This window comes from Nocardia lijiangensis NBRC 108240 (genome assembly GCF_001613045.1).
Classification (GTDB): Bacteria; Actinomycetota; Actinomycetes; order Mycobacteriales; family Mycobacteriaceae; genus Nocardia; species Nocardia lijiangensis.
Genome location: NZ_BDBP01000097.1, coordinates 1 through 23,731 on the forward strand (window position 1 = coordinate 1; position 23,731 = coordinate 23,731).

At 68.9% G+C, this 23,731-nt stretch carries 20 protein-coding genes and 2 pseudogenes; 3 read left to right on the plus strand and 19 right to left on the minus strand.

The annotated features are described in order from the left end of the window. Nucleotides 1-332: 332 nt before the first annotated feature. From NL1_RS29495 to NL1_RS29535, 9 genes are all read right to left on the minus strand, one after another. Nucleotides 333-806 (minus strand): SRPBCC family protein, encoded by a 474-nt coding sequence (locus NL1_RS29495; RefSeq protein WP_084511105.1) that lies wholly within the window; start codon nt 804-806, stop codon nt 333-335. 96 nt (nt 807-902) lie between these two features. Further along, nucleotides 903-4,691 (minus strand): ABC transporter ATP-binding protein, encoded by a 3,789-nt coding sequence (locus NL1_RS29500; RefSeq protein WP_067846087.1) that lies wholly within the window; start codon nt 4,689-4,691, stop codon nt 903-905. Between the two features lie 16 nt (nt 4,692-4,707). Then, the gene (locus NL1_RS29505; RefSeq protein WP_067846090.1) at nt 4,708-6,060 is read right to left on the minus strand and encodes an LLM class flavin-dependent oxidoreductase; all 1,353 of its coding nucleotides are present in this window, start codon (nt 6,058-6,060) and stop codon (nt 4,708-4,710) included. 10 nt (nt 6,061-6,070) lie between these two features. Continuing rightward, nucleotides 6,071-6,793, minus strand: coding sequence for an ABC transporter ATP-binding protein (locus NL1_RS29510; RefSeq protein ID WP_067846093.1), 723 nt, complete (start codon nt 6,791-6,793; stop codon nt 6,071-6,073). Further along, nucleotides 6,769-7,623 (minus strand): ABC transporter permease, encoded by an 855-nt coding sequence (locus NL1_RS29515; RefSeq protein WP_067846096.1) that lies wholly within the window; start codon nt 7,621-7,623, stop codon nt 6,769-6,771. The genes NL1_RS29510 and NL1_RS29515 overlap by 25 nt, the downstream gene beginning before the upstream one ends. Beyond that, complete coding sequence (locus NL1_RS29520; protein WP_067846141.1) at nt 7,620-8,660, minus strand: ABC transporter substrate-binding protein; 1,041 nt, start codon at nt 8,658-8,660, stop codon at nt 7,620-7,622. Before NL1_RS29520 ends, NL1_RS29515 begins: the two co-directional genes overlap by 4 nt. Nucleotides 8,661-8,827: 167 nt before the next feature. After that, entirely contained in the window at nt 8,828-9,961 is a 1,134-nt protein-coding gene (locus NL1_RS29525) for an ROK family protein (protein WP_067846099.1), read from the minus strand. 270 nt (nt 9,962-10,231) lie between these two features. Beyond that, nucleotides 10,232-10,615 (minus strand): DoxX family protein, encoded by a 384-nt coding sequence (locus NL1_RS29530; protein WP_067846102.1) that lies wholly within the window; start codon nt 10,613-10,615, stop codon nt 10,232-10,234. Between the two features lie 157 nt (nt 10,616-10,772). Next, nucleotides 10,773-11,375: a TetR/AcrR family transcriptional regulator gene (locus tag NL1_RS29535; protein WP_067846105.1), complete on the minus strand. Its 603-nt coding sequence runs from the start codon at nt 11,373-11,375 to the stop codon at nt 10,773-10,775. A gap of 92 nt (nt 11,376-11,467) precedes the next feature. Here NL1_RS29535 and NL1_RS29540 point away from each other — a divergent pair, with 92 nt between their 5' ends. Both NL1_RS29540 and NL1_RS29545 read left to right on the plus strand, forming a co-directional pair. Beyond that, nucleotides 11,468-13,648, plus strand: coding sequence for an MMPL family transporter (locus NL1_RS29540; RefSeq protein WP_067846107.1), 2,181 nt, complete (start codon nt 11,468-11,470; stop codon nt 13,646-13,648). Nucleotides 13,649-13,831: 183 nt separating this feature from the next. After that, nucleotides 13,832-15,013, plus strand: a complete 1,182-nt coding sequence (locus NL1_RS29545; protein WP_067846110.1) for a serine hydrolase domain-containing protein — start codon at nt 13,832-13,834, stop codon at nt 15,011-15,013. Between the two features lie 131 nt (nt 15,014-15,144). Here the strand turns inward: NL1_RS29545 and NL1_RS29550 are convergent, their stop codons facing one another. The 3 genes and pseudogenes from NL1_RS29550 to NL1_RS39755 all read right to left on the minus strand — a co-directional run. Further along, complete coding sequence (locus tag NL1_RS29550; RefSeq protein ID WP_067846113.1) at nt 15,145-15,945, minus strand: aminoglycoside adenylyltransferase domain-containing protein; 801 nt, start codon at nt 15,943-15,945, stop codon at nt 15,145-15,147. A gap of 44 nt (nt 15,946-15,989) precedes the next feature. After that, nucleotides 15,990-16,289, minus strand: coding sequence for a hypothetical protein (locus NL1_RS29555; protein WP_156095116.1), 300 nt, complete (start codon nt 16,287-16,289; stop codon nt 15,990-15,992). 627 nt (nt 16,290-16,916) lie between these two features. Further along, a pseudogene (locus NL1_RS39755) lies at nt 16,917-17,192 on the minus strand (metallophosphoesterase family protein); the annotation flags it as partial. Nucleotides 17,193-17,507: 315 nt separating this feature from the next. Between NL1_RS39755 and NL1_RS29565 the strand changes: the two are divergent. After that, nucleotides 17,508-17,993, plus strand: a complete 486-nt coding sequence (locus NL1_RS29565) for a hypothetical protein (protein WP_067846119.1) — start codon at nt 17,508-17,510, stop codon at nt 17,991-17,993. Nucleotides 17,994-18,079: 86 nt separating this feature from the next. On the opposite strand, the gene bla is transcribed toward NL1_RS29565, so the two are convergent. The 7 genes and pseudogenes from bla to NL1_RS37915 all read right to left on the minus strand — a co-directional run. Next, nucleotides 18,080-18,976, minus strand: coding sequence for a class A beta-lactamase (bla, locus tag NL1_RS29570; RefSeq protein ID WP_218024507.1), 897 nt, complete (start codon nt 18,974-18,976; stop codon nt 18,080-18,082). Between the two features lie 228 nt (nt 18,977-19,204). Beyond that, the gene (locus NL1_RS29575) at nt 19,205-19,591 is read right to left on the minus strand and encodes a hypothetical protein (protein ID WP_156095117.1); all 387 of its coding nucleotides are present in this window, start codon (nt 19,589-19,591) and stop codon (nt 19,205-19,207) included. Nucleotides 19,592-19,827: 236 nt separating this feature from the next. Then, on the minus strand, nt 19,828-22,128 hold the full coding sequence (locus NL1_RS29585) for a SpoIIE family protein phosphatase (RefSeq protein ID WP_067846130.1): 2,301 nt from the start codon (nt 22,126-22,128) through the stop codon (nt 19,828-19,830). Nucleotides 22,129-22,177: 49 nt separating this feature from the next. Beyond that, the gene (locus tag NL1_RS29590; RefSeq protein ID WP_067846132.1) at nt 22,178-22,813 is read right to left on the minus strand and encodes a SpoIIE family protein phosphatase; all 636 of its coding nucleotides are present in this window, start codon (nt 22,811-22,813) and stop codon (nt 22,178-22,180) included. After that, on the minus strand, nt 22,806-23,219 hold the full coding sequence (locus NL1_RS29595) for an ATP-binding protein (protein WP_067846144.1): 414 nt from the start codon (nt 23,217-23,219) through the stop codon (nt 22,806-22,808). Before NL1_RS29595 ends, NL1_RS29590 begins: the two co-directional genes overlap by 8 nt. Then, nucleotides 23,209-23,598, minus strand: a complete 390-nt coding sequence (locus NL1_RS29600) for an STAS domain-containing protein (protein ID WP_067846135.1) — start codon at nt 23,596-23,598, stop codon at nt 23,209-23,211. Before NL1_RS29600 ends, NL1_RS29595 begins: the two co-directional genes overlap by 11 nt. A gap of 12 nt (nt 23,599-23,610) precedes the next feature. After that, nucleotides 23,611-23,731, minus strand: a pseudogene (locus NL1_RS37915) (STAS domain-containing protein); the annotation flags it as partial.

Consider the following 23,731-nt stretch of genomic DNA (forward strand, 5'->3'; position numbering starts at 1 on the left):
CGGCACGGAACCGATTGATCAGTTTTGAAGAAGCCGCCGCCCCGGCCCGCTCCTGCCGTCGTACGCCAAGGACGGCGCGATCGTGTGCTTCTTCCAGCCTGCTAAGAAGTTCAAGGCGCGGTATGCGACGTTGGGTTTCAACGATCCGGCGAAACTGGACGAGGGCGGTATGTGGGCGACCGCGTTCGCCTGAGCGAGTTGTCCGCCGAGGTCGAGGCGCAGATCGGCGAGCTCGTGAAGAAAGCGGTGAGCTGAGGCCCGGCGACTCGGCGTTCGTCTCTCACGCGACCTGCCGCCGGGCGCCTGCGACGAGTAGAGCAGGCCAGGTCTGGCTACCCGGCGGAATTCGCTTCCCGCTCCGCGAGCAGCGCGAGGCGTTCGACGGAGGCGGACAGTTTGTCGCCGGTGGTCGCGCGGGCGCGAACCTGACGCTTCTCGTCGGTCAGCTCGGTCCAGTCGTAGGTGTGCGTCACCAACGTTCGGCCCTCCGGCGTCGACGCCAGTTCCCAGCGCCACAGGTGACCGGGCGGCTCCTTGCCCGGCTCCGACGGGCGCCAAGCGATGCGGCGGCCTTCGGTGAACTCGACGACATGGTTGTCGCGGACGGCGCCGTTGGTGAGCGTCATGCTGAACACCTCGCCTTCGGCTCGCACTCGTTGGCCCGCCGGGGCCTCGGCGAGGTTGTCGTTGCCGTCCCAGCGCGGCTGCTGCGCGGGGTCGGCGATGAGCTCGAAGATGTCGGCGGGGTCCGCAGCGATCTCCCGGCTGGCGCTGACGACGCGAAGGTCGTCGATCTTGTCGGTCACGGGCTGAATCGAATCACCCGTCGCTCGCGCACACAACCGTTGCGCTCGCGGCGAACGAATCCTGGACGGTGCCCGTCGACCCGCCGGGGGGGCGGGTTAGCTCGGCGATCCGGCGACCACCGTGTGGGTTCCGGATTCATCCGGTACGCCGGCTCCCACATAGGCCGCCCACAGCGCGCTGTAGGCGCCGCGACGGGCGAGTAGTTCGGCGTGCGTTCCGGCTTCGAGCAGTCGCCCGTCGCCGATCACCGCGATCAGGTCGGCGTCGGCGGCGGTGGCGAGGCGATGCGCGACGACGAGGGTGGTGCGGCCCGCGGTGAGCACGTCGACGGCGGCGCGAACCTTGGCCTCGGTGGCCAGATCGAGTGAGGCGGTGGCTTCGTCGAGGATCAGGATGTCCGGTTCCACGAGCTGCGCTCTGGCCAGCGCGAGGAGCTGCCGCTGTCCCGCCGACAGGTTCCGGCCGTGCTCCCCGATGGGCTGGTAGTAGCCGTGGTCGAGGGCGGCGATCATCTCGTGCGCGCCGACCGCCCGTGCGGCCCATTCGATCTCGGCCGGAGTGGCCTCCGGGTTGCCGTAGGCGATGGCCGCGCGCACCGTGTCACCGAACAGGAAAGGTTCCTGCGGGACGACGCCGAGCCGCTTGCGGTAGTCGCGCAACCGGTAGCGCCGGATGTCCACCCCGTCGACCAGAACCGCGCCCTCGGTGGGGTCGTAGAACCGGGCAAGCAGTTTTACCAGCGTCGATTTGCCCGCGCCGGTCTCACCGACGAGCGCGACCTTCTGCCCCGGCGCGATGCGCAGGTTCACGCCGCCGAGCGCGCGCCGCGCCGCGCTACCGGAATCCGATGATTCATAGGCGAATCCGAGTCCGCGTAGTTCGATCGCGCCGCTGAGCCGGTCGACCGGCCGTGCGTCGTCGGCGTCGGGCGTGGCGACTTCGGTGCGCAGCAACGCCGCGAGCCGGTCGACGCCGACGATCGCCTGCTGGTAGCTGTCGAACACCTGCGACAGCTGCTGGATCGGCGCGAACAACAGGTCGATGTAGAGCAGGAACGCGATCAGCGTGCCCGCGCTGATCAGACCCCCGCGCACGTCGTGCACGCCGACGGCCAGCACCGCGGCGGTCGCGGCCACCGACATCAGCTCGATGAAAGGGAAGAACACGGCCATCAGCGTCTGACTGTGCAGCCGTGCGTCGCGGTACGCCCAGGAGCGTCGTTCGAATTCGGCCTGGTTCACCGCTTCTCGCCGATAGGCCTGGGTGACCGCGATGTTGTCGACGTTCTCCTGGAGGTAGGCGTTGACGGCGCTGACCCGGTCGCGGGCCAGGGTGTACGCGGGCACGGAGAGCCGCCGGAACACCACGGTGGAGACCAGCAGCACCGGAAGCAGCGCGAGCACGACGACGGCCAGTCCGGCATCGATCACCAGCAGCGCCACCACCACGCCCGCGATGGTGAGCGCGCTCGTCAGAGCGGTGGCCAGACCGGTTTGCAGAAAGGCCGAGAGCCCGTCCACGTCGGTCGTCATGCGGGTCATGATCCGGCCGCCCAGTTCTCGTTCGTAGAACTGCAGGCCGAGCCGTTGCAGGTGCGCGAATGCCTTGACCCGCAGGCCGAACAGCAACCGCTCACCGGCTTGCCCGGTCACCCGGACCTGCGCGACGCCGATCGCCCAGTCCAGCGCGACCACCGCCAGCGCCAGGCCCGCCGCGAGCAGGAGCACCTCGCGGGCGCCCGCGAGGACACCGTGGTCGATGCCGTAGCGCACCAGGAACGGGATCGCGATCTGCGCGAGCGCATCCGCGCCGACCAACCCGAGACCGGCCAGCAGCGGCAGCGCGAACGGGCGCAGCAGCCGCCGCAGCGAGAACCGCGGATCCGGGGTCCGCGAAAAGGATTCCGGCACTTGCGGTTCGCCCCGCAGCGGAGGCAGCCGATCGATCAGCGTGCCGATATCACCGCTCGGCGGCGCTGTCGCGAGCATCCCCGGTCCGCCGCCGCGACCCATCGGGCCGCCCGCCCCCGCCGCACGCTGGGCGAACGCCTTGGCGGCCTGTTCGAGGGCGCGGGCGTCGTCGTCCACCTCGGAGGTCGGCTCGACCCACAGCAGTGCGGTCGGCGCGCTGGGCCGGTCCGGAGCGTCGCCGCCGATGACCGTCGGGTCCGGCGGGGTGAACAGTGTGCGAAACAGTTCGCCCGAGTCCTGTAGTTCACGGAGTGTGCCGAGTTCGGCGACGCGCCCGCCGTCGAGGACCGCGACCCGATCCGCGAGCGCCAGCGTTGACATCCGGTGCGCGACAACGATGGTGGTGCGCCGCCGCACCTCCGTGGCGATCCGCGCGAAGATCAGCTCTTCGACGCGCGCGTCGATCGCGGAGGTGGCGTCGTCGAGCACGAGGATCGGGGCGTCGGTGAGCAGGGCGCGCGCGAGCGCGATGCGCTGGCGCTGCCCGCCGGACAGCCGTTGGCCGCGCTCGCCGAGGCGCGTGTCCAAGCCGTCCGGCAGCGCGGCGACGAACTCGTCGGCGACGGCCAGATGCAGCGCGTGCCAGACGCGGTCGTCGTCGGAGTCCGGGCGGCCGTAGGCGACGTTGGCGCGCACCGTGTCGGCCATCAGGTGGGTGTCCTCGAACACCATCGCGACCATGGCGCGCGCGTCGGGCAGCTCGCGCAGATCCGTCCCGTCGAAGTGCACACTGCCCGCGTTGGGCGCGAACAGTCGCGGCAGCAGCTGGACCAGGGTGGACTTGCCGCTGCCCGCGCCGCCCGCCAGCGCGAGCGTCTCGCCGGGCTCGACGATCAGGTCGACGCCGTCGAGGACCGTGGTGCCGTCGAAAGTGAAACGGACGCCGCGGAATTCGACTCCCGGCGGTGTGACGACGACCGGGTGGGTCATCGAGGACGGCGTGGCGGGCGCCGGTGTGTCGATGACCTCGCGCACCCGGTCCAGCGACGCCTTGCCCTGCTGGCTGACGGTCAGCAGCATGGAGAACTGGCGGATCGGGCCGACGAACGAGACGAGGTAGGTCATGAACGCCAGGAACGTGCCGAGCGTGATCGACTGGTGCAGCGCGAGCAGCCCGCCCACGATCAGGATCAGCGCTTGGCCCGCCGCGGGCACGGCCTGCATGGCGGGGGCGAACCGGCTGGTGATCGTGGTGACGCGCAGCCGCGACCGGAACAGGTCGCGGGCACTGCGTTCCAGTGTCTCGAGTTCGTACTGTTCCTGGCCGAATCCCTTGACCACCCGCACGCCCGCTACCGCGCCCTCCACCTGCATCGCGACGTCGGCCGCCCTGGCCTGCGCGTCCCAGTTCGCGGGGAACAGCTGACGCTGGCTGCTGCGGGTGATCAGCCACAGCGCCGGAACCACCAGCACCGCGATGACGGTCAGCCCCGGTGACATCATCGCCATCAGCGCCAACGCCCCGCCGAGCAGCACCACATTGCCCGCCACCATCGGGATCAGTTGCAGGAACATCTGAATGAGTGTGACGTCGGTGATGGCTCGGCTCACCACCTGACCGGTGCTCAGCCCGGCCCGCGCGCGGCCGTCCAGCCGCAGCAGCGCGGCGAAGACGTCCCGCCGCAGATCGTGCTGCACGCCGAGGGACAGCCGCGACGAGGCGACGCGCCGCGCGAACGACGCGCCGAAGCGCCCCGAGCCGACCGCGAAAAGCAGTGCCGCCCACGGCAGTACCGATGCGGCGGTGGCGGTGAGCGTGTCGACCACATGCCGCACGACCAGCGGCAGCACGGCGGTCGCCGCGGCGGCGAGGACGGCCCCCGCCGCCGCGATCGCCACCAGCGCCGGATGCGCGAGGCACCGTTGCCACAGGTAGCGCAGCCAGCTGGACTGTGATGTCGCGGAATCCGTCACCGGGTGGTCGTCTCCTCTACTGTGCCGCGGCGAGCCGGCCGGCGAGCTGATTCGCCGGACGGTCCAACCCGTAGTGGCCGCGCAGTGTCGTCGCGGTGTAGTCGGTGCGGAACAGGCCGCGCGCCTGCAGGATCGGCACCACCTCGTCGACGAAACGGTCCAATCCCGACGGCAACACCGCGGGCATCACGTTGAAGCCGTCCGCGGCGCCCTCCCGGAACCATTCCTCGATGGTGTCGGCCACCTGCTCGGCCGTTCCGGCGAAGGTTCGGTGGCCGCGCCCGCCACCCAGCCGGGTGATGAGTTCGCGCAGCGTGAGCCGTTCGCGCCGAGCGAGATTCACGATGAGGGTGAATCGGCTCTTGGCGCCCTCGATGTCGTCCTCGGTGGGCAGGTTCTCGGGCAGTTCGCTGTCCAGATCGAGCTTCTCCAGCGGCAGCGCGAACCGCTCGGCCAGTTGCCTGCGCGCGTATTCGGGTGAGATCAGCTGTGCCAGTTCGGCATCCAGCTCGCGGGCGTGCTGCTCGGTGTCGCCGATCACCGGCACGATGCCGGGCAGGATCTTCAGCAGCTCGGGGTCGCGGCCGAGGCGGCGGGCACGGTCCTTCAGGTCGGTGTAGAACGCTTTGCCGTCGTCGAGGGTCTGCTGCGCGGTGAACACGGCCTCGGCGTAGCGTGCGGCGAAATTCTTTCCGTCCTCGGAGGATCCGGCCTGCACGAGGACCGGATAGCCCTGCGGCGAGCGCGGCAGATTCAGCGGTCCGTCGACCTGGAAGAACCGGCCGCGGTGGCCGATCTTGCGCACCTTCCCGGCATCGGCGTGAATGCCGAGCTGCTTGTCGGCGACGATCGCGTCGTCGTCCCAGCTGTCCCACAGCTTCGTGGCGACCTCCACGAATTCGGCCGCCTTCTCGTAGCGCAGCTTGTGGTCGGGGGTGTCGTCGAGGCCGAAATTGCGGGCGGCGTCGGCGCCCGCGGTGGTGACGATGTTCCATCCGGCCCTGCCGTCGCTCACCCAGTCCACCGAGGCGAAGCGCCTGGCCAGGTTGTACGGGTCGTTGTAACTGGTGGACGCGGTGGCGATGAGCCCGATGCGGCTGGTCTGCACCGCGACCGCGGTGAGGATGACCGTCGGCTCCAGTTTGCCGCTCGGCCGCCGCCCCGGATCGCCCATCAGCACCGGGCTGTCGGCGAAGAAGATCGAGTCGAACTTGCCGCGCTCGGCGGTCTGCGCGAGCCGGACGTAGTGGTCGATGTCGACGTCGGCCCTCGGATCGCTCTCCGGCAGCCGCCAGGCCGCCTCGTGGTGGCCGACCGACATCAGAAAGGCATTGAGGTGCAGCGTCTTCGGGGGAGTGGCAGTGGTCATGGTGGTCCTTTCACACGGCCGCGGGGGCGACGCCCAACGAGGCGAGCAGGGTGCGGCGGATACGCTGGAATTCGGGCAGGCTGGGGTCGCGGTCGGCGGGCAGGTCGACGGGGAGGTCCACCGAGATCCGCCCCGCGTCGAGCACCAGGACTCGGTCGGCCAGCGCGATCGCCTCGTCCACGTCGTGGGTCACCAGCAGCACCGAGGGGCCGTGACGCCGGATCAGTTCGCGCAGCAGCTCGTGCATCTTGATCCGGGTGAGCGCGTCGAGCGCGCCGAACGGTTCGTCGGCGAGCAGCAGATCCGGCTCGCCGACCAGCGAGCGCGCCAGCGAAACCCGTTGCTGCTCACCGCCGGACAGTTCGTTCGGCCACGCGCGTTCGCGACCGGCGAGCCCGACCTCGGCCAGCACCTTCGCCCCCGCCGATCGGCCCGACCGCGGCTGCCCGTACAACACGTTGGCCAAGACCCGCTGCCACGGCAGCAGTCGGGAGTCCTGGAACACGACCGAGGTCTTGTCCGGCACCCGCAGCGTGCCCGAGCCGCTGACGTCGTAGTCGAGCCCGGCCAGCGCGCGCAGCAAGGTGCTCTTGCCGGACCCGCTGCGCCCGAGCAGCGCCACGAACTGCCCGTGCGGAATGCTCAGCGTCACACCGTCGAGGACGGCCCGTTCGCCGAAACTGCGGGTGAGATCCCGGACTTCGACGTCTAGTTCGCGATCGTGCGCCGCCACGACAGCACCTTTCGCTCGAGCAGGCGGATGCCCGCGTCGGAGGCGAGGCCGAACACGCCGTAGACAGCGAGGCCGACCAGGATCACGTCGGCTTGGCCGTAGTTCTGGGCGTTGGTCATCATCTTGCCCAGACCGTCGACGGCGTTCACCGACTCCACCACGATGAGCGCGAGCCAAGCGCCGGTCACCGAAAGGCGCAGCCCCAGAAAGAAACCGGGCAGCGAGCCGGGTATCACGACCTGCCGGACGAAGGTGGACCGCGAAACGCCCTGCACCTCGGACAGTTCCACGAACCGCTTGTCGATGGTGGTCAGCGAGGCGTGCGTCTGGATGTACATCGTGACGACGACCCCGAGGGTGATGAGCACGATCTTGAACGTTTCGCCGATCCCGAGCCAGAGGATCATCAACGGGATCAGGCCCAGCGTCGGAATCGCGCGCTTGAGCTGAATCGGGCCGTCCACCAGCGACTCTCCGATCCGGGACAATCCGGCGAGCAGCGCGAGTGCCGTGCCGATCACGACGCCGACCCCCAGCCCGAGGGCCGCGCGTTCCAGCGACGCGGCCACGTTCGTCAGCAACGCGCCGTCCAGCAGCAGTTCCCACCCGGTCTCGACGACCGTCCAGGGCGCCGAGAGTTTGCGTTCGTCGAAGACGCCGGACCCCACGCCGCCCGCCCAGATCGCGAGCAACAGCACCACGCCGAGCAGGCGGGCGAACGGGAGAGTCTTGCCGACGCCGAGCCTGCGTAGTGGACGGCGGGCGACGAATCCGTCGGAGATCCGGTGCGCCGCGGCGGGGGCGGCGGCGCGGGTGAGTGCGATGGTCATTGCGACTCCTCGGTCCGGTACTGCGGCGCGACCGCGTCGGCGGCCACTTTCTCGAAACGCCGGTCGAACAATTCGGCGGCGTCGAACGAATCACCGAAATAGCCGGAGCCGGTCACCAGGTCGATGGTTTCCTGTTCCCAGGCGATGGCCTCGTCCCAGTTGTCCGGGAAATAGGGTTTCGGTGTGGTCCGCAGGATTCTGCGGCCGTCTTCGGCGCTGACTTCCTGGTCTTTGACGTAATACGCCTGAATCCATTCCTCGGGATGCTCCCAAGCCCACACCTCGCCGCGCGCCCAGAATTTCACGAATTCCTTGGCGGCGGCCAGTTTCGCCGAATCCTGCAGCACCGCGGTCGGCGCCCAGAGCACCGAGAGCGCGTCGACGGCCTGGGTGTGCAGTGCGGTGGCGCCCTGGTCGCGGTACTTGTCGAGATACTTGGTGAGCGACGGTTCGCCGAGCGGGGCGACATCGATCTGCCTGCCCTGCAACGCGGTGAGGAACTGCGGGCTGTTCAGCTCCACCAGCTCGACCTCGTTCAGCCCGATGCCCGCGGCCTTCAGTGTGCGCAGCACGATGACGCCCTGCGCCTGCCCGGGGGAGAAGGCGATCTTCTTGCCGCGCAGCTCGGCGATGCTGCCGATGCCGCTGCCGGGCGCCGTCGCCAGCTGGTAATTCGGCAGGTTGCGCACCTTGACCCCGATGATCTTGGCGTCGAGGCCGGTCGCGTGCGCATGGATGGGCGGGATGCCCGCGTTGGAGGCGATATCGACCGATCCGCCGCGGAACGCCTGGATGACGTCGGGCCCGGCCGAGACCGCGGGCCAATCGGTCACGGTGAACGGCAATTTCGCCAATTCACCCGACGCTTCCAGCGCGACTCGCGCCGTCCGCACCGAGACTTTCACCTCGGTGCCCGCGGGCACCGAATCCGGCAGCGCGGCGGTGAGCGCCACGTCGCCCGCGTCGTCGGTCGCGCACGAGGCCAACAGGCCCGCGGCCGCGACGGCGACGACGATTCGTCGAAGAGAATTTCGCACAGTGTGTTCCTGGGTCGAATCCGTCAGGGGTAGCGAGGTTTCCGACCCGACGACATCGGTCACCCGCTCCGCATCCGGTGATGCCGATGTGCCGCACTTTCATACCGAAAACGATGATTGCCGCGGGGTGTACCGTCAATTTTCGTTCGACTTAAAATTAGTCGGAATCAAACGGCGCGCGCGGCGAGCGCGGTGTGCGGGGCATGGAACAGGCCGTGCAAAACCACGGCGGCCGAGCTCGTTTCGAGGATCCGGCCCTGGAACGACGACGGGAACACCACGTCCCCCGGTTCGGCGCACACCACCGACCGCTCGCGGACCGCGCCGAGGTACGCGTCGTGCACACCGGGCAGGCGCAATGCTCGGTCCGAGATCACCACCGCGTCCGGGTCGAGCAGATCGATCAGTGCCGCGACCACACCGCCGAGGACGCGGGCGCGTTCGGCGAACAGGTCGTGGGCGGCGGTCCCCGGCCGGGCGGCCGTGAGGAGGGCGGGCACGTCGACGGCGGACAGGCCTGCTGCCGTGCACAAGGCGTGGTCGGCGAACTCTTCCAATGGACGCGCCGGAATACCTTGTGCGAGTGCGGCTTCGGTACCGAGCAGGCGGGCGATGGAGCCCGCCGCCGAGCGCGGACCATAGTGCACCTGCCCGTGCACGGCGAACGCGGCATCGATGACATTGCCGACGAACAGCACGATGGAACTGGCCGCGCCGCGAATCCTGCCGAACAACTGCTCCGCGTGCGCCAATGCCCTGGTGTGATTGTCGAGTTCGGTGGGCAGACCGGTGTGCTCGGCCAGAAAGTTGCGCACCGGAACGTCACGCCAGCCGAGAAACGAGTGGTGCACGACGGTACCCGCGACGGTGTCCACCCACCCGCCGGTCGCCACGCCGAGCCCGACGATCCGCATGCCGGACAGCTCGGCGGTGAGGCGCCGCACCCGGTCGGCTGCGGCGGCGAGGATCGTGGGCGGGTCCAGCGATCGGTGCGGCAGCTTCGTGCTGTGCACCACGCGACCGCCGATGTCGACGGCGGCGACCGTGGTCTGCCCCGCGGCGATATGGACGCCGAGCGCCACATTGCCGCGCGTGTTCAGCTCGAGCGGGCTGTACGGGCGTCCGACACCGGCGCCCGTCGTCTCGGGCAACTCCACCAGCAGCCCGGCTTCGATCAGCGATCGCGCCTGCCACGTCAGCGTCGCGGGGGAGAGGGCGGCATGCCGCGAGATGGCGCTGCGTGGCGCCGGTCCGAGCTCGAGCACCGCCCGCAGAACCGATCCGGCGCTGCTGTCCGTCATGGTCGTCACCTCCTCCCGCGCTGACAGAGCAGCGTAGGGTCGGCCGCGGGCACGGCGGAGGGTTGCGCGCAGCTCGAGTGGAAGGTTCGGTCCGATCGGGGACCGCCGAGCTGCACTCGCGCCCAGCATCCGCACGGACGTAACGGCGGCTGCTCGGTCGACGTGTCGGTGCCGTCCGGATCGTCACCGGCGTCGACTGGGACGTCTGCGCCGAACCATCGACGTCGCCACCGTTATCACCGCAGGCTTACGCTGAGGGCGCTACCCCCTTCAGCCGATGAAGGATTCGGGGCCGAAGCGACCCCACGCCACGAAAACGGCCAGGGTGAGATAGGTCAGATTCAGCACGACGGTGAAGCGTTCACCCTGGCGAAGATGGGTGACGATCGCGCCGAGCATCAGCACTACCCAGCAGACGGCCGTCACCGGCACCATCACCGGCGCGATGTCGAGCACGGCGGGCAGAATCAGGCCGGCAGCAGCCAGGATCTCGAGGACCCCGAGGGTCTTCAGGAACCCGGCGCTCACGTCGGCGGTCCATGCCCCGCCGGGAGCCGCGGCCAGCTTCTCTCGGGGCACGAACGTCTTGGTGATGCCGCCTGCCAGAGCGACAGTCGCCAGCAGTCCGGCGCAGATCCACAGGGCGAGGTTCATGAGGTGTCTCCTTGGAAGCGATTTCGCACACGAGACACCGCCACCGCGATCCCTGTGACAGCACAGGCGTATGACGTGAACCACACACTCCGGGCGGCGGCTCGAACTGACGCAGCTCATTTCCCTCGCCACCGATGATGGAGGCGCGATCACCGCGCTATCGCCGCCCGGCTCGCGCGAGGAGATAGGACCTCAGGACGAGACGCAGCTCCTCGACCAGCGCCGGGCGTTGCGGCTCGTCGGCTTCCACGATCAAGGGCATCATGCCGCGAAGCAGTTGAATCGCCACCGTCGTCGTGCGATGCCGGTCCTCGTGATCCAGTTCGGGAAACACCGAACCCACCAGGGTTTCGACCTGGCGGTGAATCGCCGTGTGCGCGGGAGCGACGGCGTCCCGCAGTGCGACAGGCATATCCGTGCGGGCGAACAACGCCTTGAAACCGGGGTGAGCGAGGTTGAATTCGACCAGCGGGCCGAGTATCTGGTCGAGGAGGGTATCGAGGTCGAGCCCTTCGGTCGCCGCGGGGACGTTGTCGCGGAACTGGACGAGCCGTTCGCGGTAGAACTCGGCCAGCGCGGCGGCGAGTTCGTCCTTGTTGCGGAAGTACTGATACAGCGATCCCGGGGATATCCCGGCTTCCGCGGCCACCGCGTTGGTGGTCGCGCCCTCGTAACCGCGGTCGGCGAAGACCGTTGCGGCAGCGCGCAGTATCTCCTCGATACGACGGAGACCTCGCTCCTGCCGACGCACTCCGGGCATGCCTCTCCTCTTGAAAAAGCGAGCTATCGCTCGTATTCTCCAAATCGCGAGCGTTTGCTCGCGTTTGTGGAGCTTATCAGTAGGGGGCAACCGTGCTCGGATCCTTCGTCTCCCGCCGTCCGCGTTCTGTGCTCGCCGTCGCGCTGGCGCTGTTCGCGCTGATGGCTGGCCTGGCCGGCGGTGCGCTGGAGAGTCTTTCGCTGAACCGGTTCGATGCGCCGGGGGCCGAATCGACGCGCACGCGCGACGCGCTCGCCGACGTCTTCGGCACCGGAAGCCCGAACGTTGTGATCATGCTGACGGCGACGGCGGGGGATGTCCGCGCTCCCCGGGTGGCCGAGATCGGCAGCAGGCTCACCGGCGAACTCGCAGCCTTCCCCGGAGTCGGCGAGGTGCGCTCGTTGTGGCAGCCCGGCGCACCGGACACGTTGGCCAGCCGCGACTTTCGGCACGCGTTGCTTCTCGCCTGGGTTCCTGGCGACGCGGATCATGTGCGTCAGGTCGTCCTGCCCGGCATCGAAGCGCAGATCCTCGCCGACGCGGATGCCTCGGTCGAGCTGACCCTCGGCGGCGCCGACGAGGTCTTCCGCGACGTCGCCGCACAGGCCTCCACCGACTTCCTGCGCGCCGAGCTGATCGTGATTCCGCTGGTTCTGCTGCTGCTCTGGGTGGTGTTGCGGCGGTTGGCTCTTGCCGCGATCACCGTCGGCATCGGTGTGTTCTGTGTGGTCTCGACGCTCGCACTACTGCGGGCCGCGACGACGTTCACCGACCTGTCGACCTTCACGGCGAATATCGCGCTGGTGATGGGAATCGGTCTGGGTGTCGACTACGGACTGTTCATGATCTACCGCTTCCGCGAAGAGCTCGCCGCCACCGACCGGATACCGATGGCGGTGCGTCGCGCGGTGACCGGAGCCGGGCGAACCATCGTCTTCAGCGCCGCGACCGTCGGGTCCAGTCTTGCTGTGCTGCTTGTTTTTCCGTTCCCATTCCTCTCCTCGTTCGCCTACGCCGGAATCGCGGTATCGGCGGTCGCGGCGCTGGGATCGGTGGTGATCCTGCCCGCGGCGTTGGCGGTACTCGGTCGCCGCGCGCTGCCGCCGCGTCCCGCCACCGGCATCGAGCAGAGCTTCTGGTTCCGCACCGCCGGACAGGTCGTCCGGCGTCCACTGCTGACCGGCGGCGCGGCTCTGCTCGTCCTAGCGGTACTCGGCGCGCCCGCGCTCGGGATCCACTTCGGCCCGCCCGACGACCGGGTTCTCGGTACCGAGCACCCGGTGCGCGCCATGTACGACACCGTCCGCGCGGAATTCGACACCGAAGAGGCCGACGCCCTCCACGTCTTCGCGCCGCGCGCACAACCGGCTGCGATCCCCGCCTATGCCGCAACGCTCTCCGCCATTCCCGGTGTGCACCGGGTGGATTCGGCCGCCGGATCCTTTGCCGCGGGCGCCGCGGTAGGCGGGCCCTCGGAGCGCCAGTACGCCGCGGAGGCGACATGGCTTCGGGTGGTGCCGACGGGGGACCGGCTCGTCTCCGATCCGTCCGGCCTGGTCGCCGAGATCCGTTCGGCGCCCGCGCCATTCGATGTATCGGTCGGTGGATACCCCGCGGAGCTGGCCGACTACCGCGACGGCGTGCGCGCCCGGCTGCCGCTGGTCGTGCTGCTGATCATGCTCGTCACCTACGTCGTGCTGTTCGTGATGACCGGCAGCGTGCTCGCACCGCTCAAAGCCGCGGTGCTCACCATGCTGTCTATGTCGATCATGTTCGGCGTCCTGGTCTGGGGCTTCCAGGACGGAGCGCTCGCGGGCGTCCTCGGTTTCACTCCCACCGGTCTGGTGGAACCCAGCATTCCCATCCTGATGTTCTGCATCACCTTCGGCCTGTCGATGGACTACGAGGTGTTCCTGCTCGCCAGGATCAAGGAAGACTACGACCGCACCGGCGACGTCGTCGGGTCCATACCCCGTGGCATCGCGCGCTCCGCGCCGCTGGTCACCGCGGCCGCGTCGATACTGGCGGTTTCGTTCGCGGTCTACAGCACCGGTGGGGTCGTCTTCCTCCAGCAACTCGGCATCGGCACAGCGCTGACCATCGTCATCGACGCCACCCTCGTCCGCGGCGTCCTCGTGCCCGCCCTGATGCGGTTGGCCGGACGCGCCAACTGGTGGGCGCCCGCGCCGCTGCGCCGGGTGCACGAGCGCATCGGTTTCCGAGAAGATCTGCGGCAGGACATCTCTCGTGCGGATTCGAAGGTTTCGGTGTGAGCAGGCGGACCACATCGGCATGCGGACCCTCCCACCAGGGCTGAGTTCTGAGCAGCGCTGGCCGCCAGCGGACCACTGGTGCGGCCCGCCGTTTCGCCGATAGCGTCCACCGCTACTCGTGTAGCGGTACATTTGCCCGAGATCGGCTCCTGCTCCTCTTCCCGCACGAAAGGCCGACTTTCGATGAGTGAGTCGACGCGCCCGTGGGCGTTCCGGTCCGCGATCGTCGTGTGTATCGCCGCGCTCGCCTGCGCCGGGGTGTCGTGCGGATCGGAGGAGCGCACCAGTGCCGGGGAAGGCGCCGCCGCGTCCGTCACCGTCGATGACCCGGTTGCCGTGAAGGTGCCTGACCTGGTCCGCGAGAAGCTGGGCGAACTCGGTCTCAGCGCCGCGGTGTTCGGTGTGTGGCGTGGGGACGAGGAACTCGCCGCGGGCGCGCTCGGCGAATCGCCGCTCGGGGTGCCCGCGAACCGCGAGATGCGGTTGCGCGTCGGGCAGCCGATGGAGCCGATGCTGTCGACGGTGTTGCTGCAGTTGCACGAAGCGGGTGTGGTGAACCTCGACGAGCCGATCGCGAAATGGGTGCCCGGCTTCCCCCGCGCCGACAAGATCACGCCGCGGATGCTGGCCAACAGCACGACCGGGATCGCGGACTACGTCACCGATCCCGAGTTCTTGAAACGCTTCTACGCCAACCCGATGCACGGCTGGACCGCACAGGAGATCTTCGACTTGGCCAATGCCCGCCCGCCGCTCTTCGAGCCCGGCGCTAGCTGGGCGTACGCGCACAGCGATCTGACCCTGCTCGGCGTGGTGCTGGAGAAGGCAACCGGTAAGCAACTCGGCGAACTGCTCGAGCAGCGCGTCTTCGAGCCGCTGGGAATGGGCCGCAGCGACGTCGTCCTGACGCCGCAGATCGGCGAGCCGATCCTGCACGGTTACACCACCGAGCGCGGTGTCTTCGAGGACTCCACCTTCTGGAACCCCACCGCCTTCCTGCACAGCGGCAACATGAATGCGACCCTCGCCGATGTGGCGCGCTGGGTCCGTGCCCTGGCCACCGGCGAACTGCTCTCCGACGCGATGTACGACCTCCAGATGTCGGACTCGACGGCCGGGCTCGGCCCCCTGACCCCGCAGAAGTACTTCGCGTTCGGCACCGGCCACATCGGCACCTGGCTAGTCATGAACCCGGCCTTCGGCGGCTACAACGGACTCGCCATCCACGAACACGACTCGAAGACGACCATCGTCGTGTACGCGACGCTGGGCCCCACCGCCAACGCGGACACCAACAATGCCGTCCCCATCGGCGAGGCGATCGCGAAACTGATCGTCCCCGATCGCCCGCTGAAACTCGGCTGACCGAACCGCGCCTGCGGTCCTACCGCGCTCGACTACCCGTTCCGGCTTCATCCGGACCGGCGAGTGGGTGCGCGACGAGAGCACTCGCCTCGACCGGATCGAGCGCACCTCGATCGACGCCGACGGCCCGGTCATCGGGCGATGGTCTCGGCGGCTTCTTCGACACGTTCACGCACCCAAGCCAGGAAGTTCTCGACCGTTGCGGTGGGCAGGGCGATGGCTGTCGAGCGGGGACGTTCGAAGCTGTGCAGTGCGGATTCGATGAGGGGCTGGAAGTCCTTGTCGGTCTTCGCTATTGCCCGTGCGGCCTCGCGCTTTGTAAGCCAGTGGCCGGTGCGGCAGAACGCCACCGAGCGGCAACCGTTGAGGACCTGGTTGTCGCTCAGGTGGCCTTTGCCTTTCGTGTGCTCGCGCACCGAGGCCAGGATCGCGGCGAACAGATCGCGTTCCGTCGGCGCCGCGAGGACCTGCCGCACCGGACTCCCGGAGAGGAGGCGCCCCGACTGGTGGGCGATGGAGCGATCGATGACGTACCAGAAAGCCGATGACCGTGCCGGGTCGAAGCTCGCGCGGCTCGGCAGCAGCGCACCGGTATTGAGGTCCAGCAGGTACCCGGCTTCCGCGGACGGACGCTCGGCGAAGTCCGAGTCGTAGACCACCAACTCCAGCCCGGAGGCGGGGCAGGGCAGCGCGGGATGGGCGAGCGCTTCGGCCAGCTCGTGCAGGACCGCACCAGGCAGAGCTGGATCTACTACGACCGTCACGTCGACATCGCTACGCCCGTGTCGATAGTCCCCGAGCGCGATGGACCCCACCGCGAAGACGCTGACGAGATGAGGTCCGCACACGGTGCGGGTGCGCTGAACGAGGTCTTCCAGGTAGGGCCGCACCTCACGGGGAAGCGAGTGCGGGTCCACGAGGGCAGCGCGCATGCGGCCAGTATGGACCGCCGCTTCGGTCACCGGGTGGAGAAGCGCTACCCGGTCAGGATCAGCGGGCAGATCCATCGGGTGGCGAAGGCGTGGAGTTCGTCTTCGGTGGTCAGGTGCGGTGGGGCGTCGGGTGTGAGGACGAGTGAGTGCATGAGGCGAGCGATCAGGGCGGCGGGTTCGTCGGTGTCGGAGATGTTCGGTGCGGCCTTGCCGATCCATTCCTTGGTGAACTCGACGGCCATCACCAGTGCGGGAGCCGCTGCGGTGGTGAGGGATTCGAGGGTTTCCTGTGCGTCGACGGACAGGGTTTCGACCAGGATCCGGTTGGTTCGCAGTGTCGTCACCGTCAGAGCGAAGCCGCTGGGTGGCCGGGTAGCGGTCGGCATGATCGCCGGAGCGATCACCGCCCTTCTCGGGCCCGAGGACGCCGACAGATTCTTCGATGGAACCAAATACGCCGGGGTTCGCCGGACCGCATGGGCACACGCGTATGAAACATGGGCCCGCACATCGGCTTTGGCCGCCCGCGCGGGCGACCAGGTACCTGCCGTACGCGCACATCGCAGGAACGCCGCCGCCATCGGCGATCCCGACGCCCTGCGAATCGGAGTCATGCTGCGCAAATTCGGGCACGCCACGGCATCGAGACATTGCCCTTCGACCACCACGACCGATCGGCCTCGGGATCGGGTTTGTCCGCGATCATCTCCGGACAGGCCCGGCCACGCGACCGATGACCTTCGATTACGCCCCTACCGCGTGCCGCGGCTGAGTTGCCTGCGGAGCAGAACCGAGCGATCATCGACCTCGTCGAACAGCGTGACGAGACGGCGGCAGGTGAACTCGCCTGGCTGCACATCGCCCAGGCCCGCGACCGGCGGCTCTCCATCGCACAGGACCTCGGAACATCCGATTTCGCTCGGGGAGGCCGCTTCCAGCTGCTTCGCGCTGCGCCCGCGAAATGCGATTTCCTATCGGTGCACGGGCGGGATCGTGTGCAGTTCCACCTCGCTCAGCCGACCCGAGTTGATGGTGGCCGTCAGATACGTGTGGTCGGGTTGGCGGCGTTTGTCGGTGGGGGAGCCGGGGTTGAGCAGGCGGAGGCCGGTGGTGGTGACGCTGTCCCACGGGATGTGGCTGTGGCCGAAGACGAGCACGTCGGTGTCCGGGAAGATGCGGGCGCAGCGTGCGTCGCGGCCCGCGGTCGGGCCGGTCTCGTGCACGACCGCGAAGCGGAGGCCGTCGAGATGTCCGGTGTACCACCACGCCGGGGTCGCGACACGTGCGGAACCCGCGAGACCGAAGCGGCCGATCGGGAACTCGGGCTGCGGATCCGCGCATGAGCGGACCCCGGAACTGCCACAATCGAAGTCTGATGACCGAGCAGCAGGATTCGGGCGAGGACAAGGATCCACCTCCTACGGGATGGATCACGTTCGACCACGCCTACGGCCCCGCCGGGTTCGGGTATCCACAGCAGCCGTACGGCGTAGGCTCGGCGGAGGGCCCGATCAGAAGGTTCTTCAAGCGATTGTTCAGGACGAAGTAGCGGCGGTTCGGCGATGGCGGAACAGGGCGCGGGGTGGGCGAGCTTCATTCACGACCAGCTCGAGCGCGAGTACTCCCGCCGCGACACACTCAATACGCGGGCCGCGTCCGCCGTCACCAGCGCGACCGGCCTCGTCACCCTCGTGCTCGCGGTGGTGGCGGTGTTGAAGGGCAAGGACTTCACGCTCACCGGAGCCGCCCTTGTCGCGCTCTACGTCGCGATGCTGGCCCTGCTCGGCTCGGCGGTGCTCGCGGTCCTCGCCGGAGTGAGCTGGCGCTATCGCGTCACCTCCCTCGATTCGATGCGTGCGATGTTGACCGAGCACTGGCGCGATGCCGAGGTGGACGCCCGCTATGTAGCGGCATACTGCAACTTGGAGTCGATCGCCTCGCTGCGGGCCGGGACGTCGCTGAAGGCCTACTTGCTGATGGGCGCCGCCGGAATGCAGGTGCTCTCGATCCTCGCGATGGCTACCAGCGCCCTCATTCTCGTGGCCTGACACTTGCGATCACCTTCACGTCGCGAAGAACTCGGCGACTGGGTTGCAATCACCTTGGCGCCGCGGAGAATTCGGCGACGAGGCGGTCAGGTAAGGGTGTCGACGATGTAGGCGGCGGCCTGCGCGAGCAGCGCCTGGTCGTAGGGAGCGTCCACGGTGGCTTTGCTCGACATCAGCGCGATGACGAGCGGGGCGGAGCCGGGCGGCCACACGATGCCGATGTCGTTGAGCGTGCCGTAGTCGCCGGTGCCGGTCTTGTCGGCCACCGTCCAGCCCTGCGGCACTCCCGCCCGGATGCGTTGTGCGCCAGTGTTGTTGCGTTCGAGGAGGTCGCGGAGGAAGGCGCGCTTGTCGGCGGGCAGGGCGTCGCCCAGCACGATCTGCTGGTAGTCGGTGCCGAGGGCGCGCGGCGAGGTGGTGTCGCGGGGGTCGCCCGGGGTGGCCTCGGTGATCGCGGGTTCGATGCGATCCATCCGCGTGACCGTATCGCCGAGACCTCGCGTGTACGCCGTCAGTTCGGCGGGGCCGCCGAGGTCGTGGAGCAACAGGTTGCCCGCGGTCCCGTCGCTGAAACGGACTGCGGCGTCGCACAAATCGCGGATCGTCATCCCCGTCGCCACGTGCCGCGAGGTGACGGAGGCGCTCTTCAGGAGATCCGCTTCGGTGTAGGAGACGACAGTATCCAAGTGCGACAACGGATTACGGTGCAGCACCGCCGCCGCGGCCAACCCTTTGAACGTCGAGCAGAACGCGAATCGCTCGTCCGCCCGGTGGGCGATGGTCGCGCCGGTGCCCGTCGCGAGGGCGTAGACGCCGAGGCGTGCGTCGAATCGTCGTTCCAGCTCGGCTAGGTGCTCGTGGTGGATTTCCGTCGGGGCTGCCGATGGTGGGGGAGGCGGTGTCTGTTCCGTCGCGCATCCCGCCAGCGGCAAGAACAAGGCCGCGCCGAGGAGCGTGCGGCGGCTGAGGGCTGGTCGCGACAACGTCACTGTCTTCCTTCCACCGATGCGTGATCACTGCGTCCCGCGCATGATCGTCCCATGGTCCCAGGAATACCGGAATCGTTCGGCCTGTGCACGTTTCAGCGTTAGTAGCTGTGCAGCGTGATGCGCGCTCCGGCGGATTCGAGGACGGCGGACCCCCTCTCCGTTCAGGGGCGGGCTACCGCCCTCCAGGAAGGGCGGCGACACTCGAATCGTCCAAGGCGTGGCTCAGAGGGCAGACCGGTTCCGCGTCCCGTAGAGACCCCAGTCGTCGCCGCGCAGATACGCGAGATTCTGGGCGTCCGCGCGGGCGCAGAGGGCGGCGGCGACCTCGGCGGCGGCTTTCCGGCGCAGCTTCAGCTGCACGCACAGACAGCCCGCCACGATCGCGAAGCCGATCGCGGCGCCACCGACCTCGGCGTCGTACAGATTGCCGATCCCGATGATCAAGCCGAAGGCCGCGACGGTCCACGTCCACGCGCCGGGATGCCGCCGCATCGACTCCCGCACCCTGCCGTACGCCTGCTTGGTCTTGTCCGGGTTCTGGAAGCACCAGACGACGAGGTAGAAAGGCCACAGGAACGGGGCCAGCAGCAACAGGACGATGATCTTCATGGCCCTCCTCTCGCTGAGCACGGGGATGAGGACTACCCACATAATCGGAACCCAGTCCACGGGGCGTTACCCAGTGTGGCGTTCCGGCAGCTGGAAGGCCGGATTTTGCCCCAACGGGCGGACGGAGAAACAGTTCGCGACGGCCCGTGGTCGTCCGCGGTACCGGTACGTGACGGTGGAAAGCCCCGTCACGGAGATCGAAATGATCGCCCGGGGCCGGCCGCCGGGCGATCGCTTCACCCCGCGATTCGGCGGTTGACGCCGCGCAGCGGGTTCGCCACGGGTGACTTGATCGCCGGGAGGGTGATCGACATGCGGACGCGCGTGCCCGGTCCGTCGTGGTCGATTTCCAGCTCCTCGGTGAGCGCGCGCATCATGTCGATGCCGCGGCCGCGAGGGCCGGGATCGGCGGATCGCGGCTTCCAGGTGCCGGTGTCGGTGACCTCGATGACGACCCGTTCGGTGTCGCATTCCGCGCTCAACCCGACGCGTTCGGTCGCGGCCGCGCCGTTGCGGTAGGCGTGCTCGATGCTGTTGCTGCACGCCTCGTTCGCCGCGGCGACGAGGTCGGAGGCGAGATCGTGCGGCACGGCGGCGGCGGCGAACCAGGCCTTGAGCTTGCGGCGCATGCCGGAGAGTTCGTCGGCGTCGGCGGGCACGTCCATGCGCAGCGGCGCGGGCGGCTGCCGGTAGACCACCATGGCGACGTCGTCGTCGTAGCCCGCGGCCGGGCGCAGCCGGGAGAGCACCGCGTCCGCCACCTCGCGCGGCAGCTTGCCCCCGGTGTCGGCGAGCACGGCCGCGATCTTGGCGAAACCGTCGTCGATGTCGACCCCGCGCTGTTCGACGAGTCCGTCGGTGAACAGCACCAGCGTCGAGCCTGGCGTCAGCGCGGTGGTGGCCTCGGGGCGGCGCGGCGTGTCGAAGGTGGCCAGCGGCACCGAACGCCCGCCCTCCAGCAGCCTGCCGGGCCGCCCGACGTCGGCGAGGATGGGCGGCATGTGGCCCGCGCTGCTGTAGCGGACCAGTCCGCGCACCGGGTCGAGCACCGCGGCGCAGACCGTGGTGCACATGGCGCCGGGGATTCGGCTCGCCACCGTGTCGAGCTCGGCGAGCAACTGCGCGGGACCCGCCCCGCGCAACAGCAAAGCCCTTCCCGCCGTGCGCAATTGGCCCATCACCACGGCCGCGGACAGGCCGCGGCCGACACAGTCGCCGACCACGACGCCGATGGTGCCGTCGCGCAACGGCACCACGTCGTACCAGTCGCCGCCGATCTCCAGCGGCGGCAGCGCCGGTTCGTAGTGCACCGAGAACCGCGGCGGCAGCTCGATGGGGCCGAGCATGGCTCGCTGCAGGGTGAGCGAGGTGGCGCGGGCCTGATCGAAGTTGCGCGCCCGCTGCACCGCCAGGCTGAGATGCCCTATCAGCAGCGAGAACAGCGTCCAGTCCGCGGCGCTGATGGCGCGCGGCGCGGCGAAGCGCAACCACAGTGCGGCGTCACCGGTTTCGCCGAGCGGGGCGACGATGCCCTCGGAGCTTCCCACGCCCTCCGGGATCGCGAACAGGCTGCGCGGGGGCCTGCGCCGGGCGCGCTCGAGCAGGGCGCGCGCGGGGTTGTCGAGCGCGGCGGGATCGGTGTCGATACCCGCGGCCGACTCGCCCGGCCGCTCGACGGCACCCGAGACGTACACCTCCGGGTCGGCGTTGCGACTCGGCCACACCGTGACGACCGCCGACTCCGCGCCGACGGTGCGCCGCAATTCGTCCAGCCCGACCGCGAGCACCTCGACCACGCTGGTCGCCGCGCCCACCGCGGTGGCCAGCCGGGACGCGGCCTGGTCGCGGGCCTGCGCGTCGTGCTCGGCGGTCACATCGCGGATGGTGCCGACGTAGATCAGCTCGTTGTTCTCCGGCTTGACCAGCGCGCTGGTGCTCACCGCCAGCCACAGCTGGCGCCCGTCGCGGTGCCGGATCGGCAGCACGAAACGCAGCGCCTCGGTGCCGAGATCGGGATAGCGCGGGCCGGCGGGCAGCGACCAGGGATGCGGCACCGGATACGGCATGTCGGCGGGACCGTAGCCGGTGAGCGCGCCGAAGGCGGAGTTGACCTCGACGATGGTGCCGCGCGCGTCGGCGACGAAGAACCCGTCCTGCAGCGATTCGACGAGCGCGGTGCGGAAGGCGTCGCGGCCCGCGAGATCGTCGGCGCGCGAACGCTGCTGCTCGTAGCGGCGGGTGCCGTCGAGGTAGCCGCGGGTGGCGATGTCGAGGGCGGCGAGGGTCTGCAGCAGGAATTCGAGTGCGGTCTCGGCGATCCGCGGCTCCGATGCGCTGCCGGTCGCGCGCTCGGCCTGTTCGGCCTCGGTGGCGAGGCGGAAGTGATTCTCGGTGAGATCGAGCAGGCTGATGCCCTCGACCAGTGCGCGCCTGCCGAGGTCGTAGCCCTCGGAAAGACTGTCCTGGCTGGGCGATTCCAGGTGGCGCCGCAGGGCGTCGGCGTAGGCGTCCAGGAATTCGGCGAGCACGGTGCTCATCGGCGACCGCCGTTCACGACTCCGCCCCGCCTGCTGCCTGCTGGATCGTTCATGAGACCCCGTTCGTCGTCCCGCCGCGATGCCGGGCGGCCAGCACCAGGGCGTCGTCGGTGTCCTTGGCGTGCCTGGCCAGGATGTCGGCGGTGATTTCCGCGGTGGACCTGGAAAGGTCGATGCCCTCGGCGGATTCGGCGACGATGCCGTCGGTGGTCATCAGCAGCAGATCGCCCGCGCGCACCTGCACGGTCTGCGGTTGCAGGTTCTGCGGTAGCCGGTACCCCACGATGCCTCCGGTCAGCAATACCGCGGCGCGCACGGTCAGTCCGGCGGGGCTCGCGGTGAGCACCCGGGAATCGACATTGCCCACGCCGAGCCAGCGGATGCTGTCCTTGACGTCGAACAGCGCCAGCGACACCGCGGCGCCGCGGGTGTCGGCCATGGCCCGATGACACAGCACCATCAGCACATCCAATGGCTCGGAGCGATTCTCGGCGAGCACCTGCGCGGCGCGGTCGGCCGCGTCCGCCGCGGCGGCGCCGTGGCCGAGCCCGTCGAGCACCGCGAACAGCACCGCGCCGCCGCCCGCGTCCAGGACGACGCAACGGTCACCGGAGATGTGCTGCCCTGGTAGTGCGCGACCGGCCACCGCCCACTCGATTCGGCCGATGAACCCGTCCTCATGCACCGTTGGGTACCCACTTCCACATTTCCACCAACGTGCCGCGACCGGGCGCGGAGTCGATCGTGAGCCGGTCCATCAGCCGTCGCGCGCCGGGCAGTCCGAGCCCGAGCCCGCGCCCGGTCGAATAGCCGTCTTCGAGGGCGCGCGGAATATCGCGGATGCCAGGCCCTTGATCTTGGGCTTGGACGACGAGTGCCTGGCGGCCCTCGCGATCGTCGACGAGCAGGCGGATTTCGCCGGTGCCCGCGTAACTCGTGATGTTGCGGGCGATCTCGGAGATGGCCGTCGAGATCATGGTGCAATCGGTCAGGGAGAAGCCGTGCTTCGCTGCCAGTTCTCGTCCTGCTTGTCGTGCTGTGACGATGTCGCTGGACAGCTTGACCGCGATCACCACGTTCTCAGCGGCCACTGTCACGACCGTCTCGCTGGCGGCGTGCGGAAGACTTTCGGTCCAGCCATGCCAGCCCTTCTTCGAGGTCGAGGGCGGTGTGCATGTCCTCGAAGGTCAATCCGAGCTGCACCATGGCGAACGCGACTTCGGGTTGCAGTCCGACGATGACGGTCTCCGCCCCGCGCAACTGGGTCATGTGCGCGATGGTGCGCAGCGATCTCGCGGCGAAGGAGTCCATCACGTCGATCGCTGTCACATCGACGATGATGCCGTGCGCTCTGTATCTGCTGACCTGTTTCATCAGGTCGTCCTGCAGGCGCTCGGTATCGGCGTCGGTCAGTGCGGACTGGACCGACGCGATGAGATAGGTGCCTTGCTTGAGTATCGGAACCGGCATGGGAGCGCTCGATCAGCGTCCGTCGCGTTCGGGCGCCCGATCGGTCACACGGGTCACCTCGTAGCCGAGTAGGCGTTCGGCCTCCTCGATGCCGCCTTGGAGGTCGCCGACCGCGTTCATCTTCGACAGGTCC